General features: G+C 60.2%; 7 protein-coding genes. All 7 read right to left on the bottom strand.

Annotated elements, in window-relative coordinates:
* A partial coding sequence (locus QZY06_RS21020) for a KH domain-containing protein (RefSeq protein ID WP_295687932.1) occupies window positions 1–261 on the bottom strand: 261 nt, incomplete at its 3' end.
* Between the two features lie 14 nt (window positions 262–275).
* Window positions 276–620 carry a 50S ribosomal protein L22 gene (gene rplV, locus QZY06_RS21015; RefSeq protein WP_293390670.1) on the bottom strand — a complete coding sequence of 115 codons (345 nt, stop codon included), beginning with the start codon at window positions 618–620 and terminating at the stop codon, window positions 276–278.
* Between the two features lie 10 nt (window positions 621–630).
* Window positions 631–906 carry a 30S ribosomal protein S19 gene (gene rpsS, locus QZY06_RS21010; RefSeq protein WP_022978593.1) on the bottom strand — a complete coding sequence of 92 codons (276 nt, stop codon included), beginning with the start codon at window positions 904–906 and terminating at the stop codon, window positions 631–633.
* A 23-nt stretch (window positions 907–929) separates the two neighbouring features.
* Complete coding sequence (rplB, locus tag QZY06_RS21005; RefSeq protein ID WP_293390667.1) at window positions 930–1,760, bottom strand: 50S ribosomal protein L2; 831 nt, start codon at window positions 1,758–1,760, stop codon at window positions 930–932.
* Window positions 1,761–1,775: 15 nt separating this feature from the next.
* Window positions 1,776–2,078: a 50S ribosomal protein L23 gene (gene rplW / locus QZY06_RS21000; protein WP_028475787.1), complete on the bottom strand. Its 303-nt coding sequence runs from the start codon at window positions 2,076–2,078 to the stop codon at window positions 1,776–1,778.
* Window positions 2,079–2,089: 11 nt separating this feature from the next.
* On the bottom strand, window positions 2,090–2,695 hold the full coding sequence (rplD, locus tag QZY06_RS20995) for a 50S ribosomal protein L4 (RefSeq protein WP_293390663.1): 606 nt from the start codon (window positions 2,693–2,695) through the stop codon (window positions 2,090–2,092).
* A gap of 22 nt (window positions 2,696–2,717) precedes the next feature.
* A partial coding sequence (rplC, locus tag QZY06_RS20990; protein WP_295687926.1) for a 50S ribosomal protein L3 occupies window positions 2,718–2,988 on the bottom strand: 271 nt, incomplete at its 5' end.

Raw genomic sequence — 2,988 nt, 5'->3', positions numbered from 1 at the left:
CAGCTTCTCGATGTCCTCACCCTTCTTGCCGATAACGATACCCGGACGCGCAGTGTGGATCGTGACGCGCGCCGACTTGGCCGGGCGATCGATCTGCACGCGGCTGACCGAAGCCTGCGCCAGCTTCTTGAACAGGAACTCGCGCACCAGGCGATCCTTGTTCAGGTTATCGGCGTAGGCACCGCGCTCGGCGTACCAGTTCGACGTCCAGGCCGTCGAAATGCCGAGACGGAACAGATTCGGATTGATCTTGTGACCCATGAATACTCTTCCCGTTAACTCTTGGTGCTGCCGTCGGAGACGCGAATCGTGACGTGGCTCGTGCGCTTCAGGATGCGGTCTGCACGACCCTTGGCACGCGGCCGGATACGCTTCATCGTCGGGCCTTCATCGACGAAGATCTCGGAGATCTTCAGCTCGTCGACATCGGCACCGTTATTGTTTTCGGCATTGGCAATCGCCGATTCGAGGACCTTGAGCAAGATTCCCGATGCGCGGTTGCGCGAGAACTTGAGCAGGTTCAGCGCCTGATCGACCTTCTGGCCGCGAACCTGGTCAGCGACCAGACGCGCCTTCTGGGGCGAGAGACGAACGAACTTGAGAACAGCCTGGGTCTGCATGTCTGTCTCCTTAGCTCGACTTCTTGTCGCCGGCCGTATGGCCCTTGAAGGTACGGGTCGGCGAGAACTCGCCCAGCTTGTGGCTGATCATGTTCTCGGTGATGAAAACCGGCACGTGGAGACGGCCGTTGTGCACCTGCATGGTCAGACCGACCATGTCCGGCGAAATCATCGAACGACGCGACCAGGTCTTGATCGGCTTCTTGACGCGGCTGCCCTGGGCATCGCTCACCTTCTTTGCGAGATGGTGATCGATGAACGGACCTTTCTTGACGGAACGCGACATGACGGGCTCTCGAATTACGTGAGTTACTTCTTGTGACGGCTGCGCACGATGAACTTCTGCGTGCGCTTGTTATTGCGGGTCTTGAGACCCTTGGCCTTCTGGCCCCACGGCGAAACCGGGTGCGGATTGCCCTGACCGGACTTGCCTTCACCACCACCGTGCGGGTGATCGACCGGGTTCATGACGACACCGCGGACGGTCGGACGAATACCCTTCCAGCGCTTGGCGCCAGCCTTGCCGTAATGGCGCAGGTTGTGCTCGCTGTTGGAAACTTCGCCGAGGGTGGCGCGGCATTCCGTATGCACCAGGCGCATTTCGCCCGAACGCAGACGAACCGTCGCGTACTCACCTTCACGAGCAACCAGCTGCACGGCGGCACCGGCCGAGCGCGCCAGCTGGGCGCCCTTGCCGATACGCAGTTCGATGCAGTGAATCGTCGAACCGACCGGAATGTTGCGGATCGGCAGGCTATTGCCCGGCTTGATCGGCGCATCCGAACCGGACTGGATCGCATCGCCAACACTCACGCCCTTCGGCGCGATGATGTAACGACGTTCGCCATCCTTGTACAACAGGAGCGCGATGTGCGCGCTGCGGTTCGGATCGTATTCAATCCGCTCGACCTTGGCCGCGATGGAATCCTTGTCACGCTTGAAATCGATCAGGCGATAGTGCTGCTTGTGACCGCCGCCCTGATGACGCGTGGTGATGTGGCCGTGGTTGTTGCGACCACCGTTCGAGTGCTTGGCCTCGAGCAGCGGTGCATACGGACGACCCTTGAATAGCTCCGGGTGCGTCACTGAAACAACGTGACGGCGACCTGGGCTGGTCGGTTTCATTTTCTGGAGAGGCATTTCTCGTCGCTCCGATTAGCTGTTGGCGCCAGCCAGGAAATCAATTTCCTGACCTTGGGCGAGCGTCACGTAGGCTTTCTTCCAGTCGGAACGAACGCCGGTGGCACCGCCGAAACGCTTGACCTTGCCCTTCACGTTCAGCGTCCGAACCGCTTCAACCTTGACGTTGAAAAGCTTTTCGATCGCCGCCTTGATTTCCGGCTTCTTGGCGTCGCGCAGAACCTTGAACACGGCCTCGTTGCTCTTTTCAGCAGCGCGCGTGCTCTTTTCCGAGACGACCGGCGCCAGGATCAGCTGGTGCAGGCGTTCGCCCGAGATCTTGATCTTGCTCATGACAGCCAGGCCTCCAGCTTCTTGACGGCCGGGGCAGTCAGAAGCACCTTCTTGAATGACAGCAGCGAGACCGGATTGATGCCGTTGACGTCAACCACGTTCACGCGGTGCAGGTTGCGCGCCGACAGGAACAGGTTGTGGTCCAGCGTATCGGTGACGATCAGGATGTCGTTGGCACCAACGACATTCAGCTTCTCGACCAGCGTCTTGGTCTTCGCGGCTTCGACGGTGAAGCTGTCGGCGATGATCAGCGAGCCATTGCGGTTCAGTTCGGAGATGATCGAGCGGATTGCACCGCGATACATCTTCTTGTTGACCTTCTGGCTGTGATCGCGCGGCACGGCAGCAAACGTCTTGCCGCCGCCACGCCACAGCGGGCTGCGGATCGAACCGGCGCGAGCCTGGCCCGTGCCCTTCTGCTTCCACGGCTTCTTGCCGCCGCCACGAACCATCGCTTTCGACTTCTGAGCCTTGGTACCGGCGCGGCTGCCATTCAAATAGGCAGTCACAACCTGGTGCACGAGGGCTTCGTTGTAGTCGACGCCGAAAACGGCGTCAGCCACATTCAGCGTGCTGTTGCTTGAGTGTAGTTGGAGATCCATGTCGCCCAGTCCAATGAACTACTTACTTGACCGTCGGATGCACGACGACGTCGGCACCCTTGTGTCCGGGCACGGCGCCCTTGACGAGCAGCAGATTGCGCTCGACGTCGATGCGGACCACGTCCAGATTCAGGGCACTGATGTTGTCCGAACCCATGTGGCCGGCCATCTTCTTGCCCTTCCAGACCTTGCCCGGACTCTGGCGCTGACCGATGGAGCCCGGCACGCGATGCGACAGCGAGTTACCGTGGCTGGCACGACCGCCGCCGAAATTCCAACGCTTCTGAACACCT

The sequence above is a fragment of the uncultured Nevskia sp. genome, assembly GCF_903885465.1.
Taxonomy (GTDB): Bacteria; Pseudomonadota; Gammaproteobacteria; order Nevskiales; family Nevskiaceae; genus Nevskia.
Note: the sequence above shows the minus strand (reverse complement) of the source record. Positions and strands in the feature narration are given on the sequence as shown.

What these genes read in the sequence shown, in the direction of transcription:
- rplV (WP_293390670.1), bottom strand. Translation starts at nt 620, where the DNA reads ATGCAGACCCAGGCTGTTCTCAAGTTCGTTCGTCTCTCGCCCCAGAAG.
- rpsS (WP_022978593.1), bottom strand. Translation starts at nt 906, where the DNA reads ATGTCGCGTTCCGTCAAGAAAGGTCCGTTCATCGATCACCATCTCGCA.
- rplB (WP_293390667.1), bottom strand. Translation starts at nt 1,760, where the DNA reads ATGCCTCTCCAGAAAATGAAACCGACCAGCCCAGGTCGCCGTCACGTT.
- rplD (WP_293390663.1), bottom strand. Translation starts at nt 2,695, where the DNA reads ATGGATCTCCAACTACACTCAAGCAACAGCACGCTGAATGTGGCTGAC.